2 protein-coding genes and 2 pseudogenes are annotated in these 4,462 nt (G+C 64.6%); 2 read left to right on the top strand and 2 right to left on the bottom strand.

Annotated elements, in window-relative coordinates:
• Window positions 1-379: 379 nt before the first annotated feature.
• Window positions 380-2,356: a cytochrome c oxidase assembly protein gene (locus AWC07_RS02365; RefSeq protein WP_036408877.1), complete on the bottom strand. Its 1,977-nt coding sequence runs from the start codon at window positions 2,354-2,356 to the stop codon at window positions 380-382.
• Between the two features lie 162 nt (window positions 2,357-2,518).
• Here AWC07_RS02365 and AWC07_RS02360 point away from each other — a divergent pair, with 162 nt between their 5' ends.
• Window positions 2,519-3,157 (top strand): DUF5134 domain-containing protein, encoded by a 639-nt coding sequence (locus AWC07_RS02360; protein WP_036408875.1) that lies wholly within the window; start codon window positions 2,519-2,521, stop codon window positions 3,155-3,157.
• A gap of 203 nt (window positions 3,158-3,360) precedes the next feature.
• Window positions 3,361-3,706, top strand: a pseudogene (locus AWC07_RS27380) (ABC transporter permease family protein); the annotation flags it as partial.
• Here the strand turns inward: AWC07_RS27380 and AWC07_RS28345 are convergent.
• Window positions 3,697-3,822, bottom strand: a pseudogene (locus AWC07_RS28345) (hypothetical protein); the annotation flags it as partial. The pseudogenes AWC07_RS27380 and AWC07_RS28345 sit on opposite strands and share 10 nt — an antisense overlap.
• Window positions 3,823-4,462 lie beyond the last annotated feature (640 nt).

The raw sequence follows: 4,462 nt of genomic DNA, 5'->3' as shown, positions 1-4,462 counted from the left end.
CTTCATCTCCTGCACAGCACCGCTTCGGAAAGCTCTACCTACATCGAACTCCCTTCCACGCTCGGGACACACCCGTCACCGCACACTCGATACGGCGACATGACAGCCGATTCGGTGAGCACGTAAGACATCCCCCGAACGCCTGCCATCGCAAGCGGTTTGAGCGAAGGAGCGGTAGCGGCGTGCCAATAACACAGCCCAAGTGTGCGTGGTCCAAGGCTGCGCACGAGGACACCGTTGACCAGCCGCGTTCGTGGTCACCTTGAACTTTCGAGCCAGACGGGCAAATCCAACACCGCAAACCCGCGGAGACTCGGCTGGCCGATGTGACGGGTCCGAAATGAATCCGACTGCCACGGGACAGATCCGGCCACCTACGTCATCGGCGCATCCGGGACAGTTCGCGAAGCATCGCGTTGTAGGCATCCAGGTCGTCATCGGCGTAGTTGCTGTCCGCATGCCGGTCCTCGCGGGCGGCGACCCGCCGGTCTTGGCGCGCCCACTGTGCCACCAGCGCCACGATCACGATGATGATGGGCAGTTCCGTTGCACCCCAGGCAATTCCGCCGCCAAGATGTTGATCGGCGACAATACTCGGCAGCCACGGCAGACCAACCGACTGGTAAAACCCGCTGCCTATCGCCGATGACGTGGTCATCAACGCGATGCCGAAGAAGGCGTGAAATGGCATGACCGCGAACAGCAACCCGATCCGACCCGGGTAGGGAAGTCGGCGCGGCCCCGGGTCGATACCGATGATCGCCCAGTAGAAGAGGTACCCGACGATCAGGAAGTGGACGGCCATGAACTCGTGGCCCCAGTGGTAGCGCACCAGGATGTCGAACAGCGGTGTGAAATAAACGATGTAGGGCGAGGCCACAAACAGGATGAACGCGGTAATCGGATGCGACAAGAACGCCGTCACCCGCGAATGCAGCAGCCAGGTCAGCCACTCGCGGGGCCCGGGCGGCTGTCCGTCACCGGCAGCGGGCAATACCCGCAGCGTCAGGGTGACCGGGCCGCCCAATACCAGCAGCACCGGGACGAACATGTTCAGCGTCATGTGCTCAGCCATGTGGACGCTGAACATCGCCGACCCGTAGGCGCGCATGCCCGAGCTGCTGGTGAAAACCAGGACGACACAACCGATCAGCCATGCCATCAATCTGCCGACGGGCCAGGCATTGCCGTTCGTCCGCAGGCGCACGTACGCGACCACATACCCGACGGCGAGCACCACGCCAAGAGTCCCGACCAGGCTGTCGAACCGCCACGAGGTGAGCAACGTGACGACGTTGGGCGGCTGCGCCAGTTCGTACCCGAGAAAGACGTCCCATGCCGAGAACTGATGGGTAACATACCGCGGCGCGGTCTGAATCGCCATCGCGGCCACCGCGGCCATCACGGCCATCATGGCCACGGCACCGGCGATACGGGCACCCCCGGATCCCGCGGGCCGGACGAACAAACCCCAACAGTCCGATAACCACACCAGCGCTACCACCAGGCCCGCCGCCAGACCGAGGCGAGCAAAGTCCGAGTCGAACGACCAACCCGGGGTCAACAGATACAGCAGCACCGCGCCGTAGGACAGCGTCAACGCTCCGCAGGCCACCTGCATCACCTGCACAGCCCGACCCGGCGACGCGGTGGTCACCGCAGTGGCCGTCTTCAGCCCGGTCAGCGTGGCAAGGGCCAACGTGAAGACGATCGCGGCGCTGGTGGTGTAGTCATGGTCCGGCCCCTGCCCCGCGTTACCCGTGACCGCCGTCGCAACCGCGGCGATCACGGTAGGGATGAGCAACACGAAATGGCCGACCCATCGACTGGTGAGTCGCAGCGTGACGGCGACCACCAGCGCGCCGATCGCCGCCACGATCCACCCCCGTGCGACCTCCGAGGCGCCGACGGCATCGAGCAGCGCTCCACCGCCCAGCAGCTGCGACGGCGCCACACCGGCATCGTGGGCAGCCTGAATGACCACCATCACCACTGCAAGCCCCAGCCAGGCAACGGAAACACGCTCTGCCACAAGGTGAATCCGGAATGCTGCTGCATCGATCAAGCCGTCGTGTTCCGGGCGCGACGCGATGACGACGTACACCAGTGCACCCAGGCACACTGCGGTCGCCAATGACGCCAGAAAGTATCCGAGCGGCTCCGCGACGCAAAGGAACCCACCGGGATACGGGTTACCCGCCGTGGCATAGCGGCGCGCTCCCGACGCCAGCCCGTAGCCAGCCAACACCCCCGAGATGCCGAGCAGACCAAGAAGCAGCCCGGCCAATGCCCACGAGATCGACCGCGGGGCCGGCGCCGCCGACGGCAAACGGTCAGCGGTCGCGTCGGTCTGCACCCCACGAGCTTACGACCCGATATCGCACCGGACGCCCGTTGCCCGACCTTGGATTCGCCGGCCCCACCTACCGGCCGCGGACCGGATATTCTTCGGAGGCCGTCGATACCGATCCTGAAAGTGACGTCATGACCTCCCCGAATCCCGGCGATCGAGCTCCGCATGGTCGATGAACTGCTGCTTCGTTGGCTAGTGACCGGGCTTTTCGTGCTGAGCGGCGCTACCTATGTCGTCGCCGCGATCGGCCAACGGCGACGGTGGGTCTACCTCGTCAGCAATGGGCTGCATCTGGTGATGGCGATTGCCATGGTGGTGATGATCTGGCCCTGGGGCATCCATGCGCCGACCACCGGACCCGCGGCCTTCTTTCTGCTGGCGGCCGGGTGGTTTGTCGCACTGTCCGTCGTCTCGGCCAAGACGATCGCCCAGCGGGTAGCAGGCAGCTACCACGCATTGATGATGCTCGCCATGACATGGATGTACGTCATGATGAACGGTCATCTACTGCCCGGCAACCCGGTCACCCCCCACCCGGCATCGACGGCCATCTCGATGCCGGGCATGGAGATGTCGGCGATGCCCATGCCGGCGGACAGCACCCAGCCGGGATGGGTTGATTCCGTCAACTGGTTGTGGTTCTTGGTCTTCACGGCCGCGGCGATCGTGTGGGCGTTCATCTCCCTGGCCGGATGGCGGCGCGGTGCGACGGGCTGCAAGCGCGACGTCCTGGCGCAGACCGGCCGGATGTCGATGGCTCTGGCAATGGCCATCGTTTTCGCCGCCCTGCTCTTTGGTGGTTGACCGGCGTACGCCGACAATCGTGGCGAGTCGGACAACTCCCACGGAACTTCTTGCGGCTCGCCGGCGACTACCTCCTTTGTGGGTTGGGTTACCAGGTTCGCGTGTGATCAAAGGCTTGTAGCTGGTGATCGTCGCCGTCAAGAATCTCGTCGCTGAACGTGCCCGGTTGGTGTTCTCGGTGTTGGGGGTGGCGATCGCAGTCCTTGTCCAACCAGACCGCCGCCCTGGGCAACTTACGCGTTCATCTCGCTGCCCGATGCAGCGCGGCTGGTGCGGGCCGGAAATCGGGTGTCCTATTTCCTGGCCCGGCCCAAAGACGGCTACACCGCGACGCAGCTCGCCGCCGCGATCCACCGCGACCTGCCCGACATGGACGCTCTGGCCGCTGCCACGTTCACCGACAACAGCCGAGTCATCATCGTTTCGATGATCGGGCGGCCGTTGAAGACGATGATTGCGATCGCGGTGTTGGTGGGTATTGCGCTGGTGGGTTTGACCGTGCTGGCGGTCACCAATGAGCAGCTGCGCAACTTCGGGGTGATGCGGGCGACCGCTTCGTTGTGGGCGCTGTGGCGGTGCAACATGGCCGGGGCCAGATCGCGGCCGAGCCAGCGCGTCGGCGGGCGGCCGGCAACGCGTCGTCGCGCCCGGCCAGCTTGAGGCAACCGCGCCGGTCGTGCAGCGCCGCCCGGTGCACCGGCCCAATGTGACTTTGGGCCGACGCGTTAAGGGACTTTCGGCCATCGCCGCGTAGGCGATCGCGGTGCCATACTAGTCAGCGCCAGGGCACCTGGCGGTCTGTCCGAAGTGCAGCAAGCCCATTCTTGGGCGAGGCCTGAAAGGGCCTGCTTGACCCACCGTCTGAAGACGGGGATCTGCCTTCGGACAGACCTTTCATGTCCGCGCCGCGCCCTCCCGCGACAGGTCGGTAGATAGGCGTGCCGATGTGATCGGGCCGGCTGACAACGGGTTTTCAGGACGCTTCTAGCACGGCGCTGAACTGGTGCCCCAAGTTGTAGGATGCAACCGCGGCTTTCCCATCAGCCACATCAGTCTCCGCCGGTTCGGGGTGTCTCTTTTTGCCTGCCTGTCAGCGACAAATTTGTTGCTCCCCTTGGCTTGTCGCTCAAAGCCGGGCTAATTGCGCACCGACTCGACCTGGGGTCCATGTTGAAGATGTGATTGCATGGTCCAGCACTCCGCTCAGCGCTGTGGCTAGATCAGCACATGTCGACCGCCACCGTGATGGGACCGGTTTGAGCAGGGTTTAGCCACGGTCATGGGACCACCCGTTTGCCAGTGATG

The sequence above is a fragment of the Mycobacterium gastri genome, from assembly GCF_002102175.1.
In the GTDB taxonomy this organism is placed as follows: Bacteria; Actinomycetota; Actinomycetes; order Mycobacteriales; family Mycobacteriaceae; genus Mycobacterium; species Mycobacterium gastri.
This window is presented reverse-complemented; position numbering and strand designations above follow the sequence as displayed.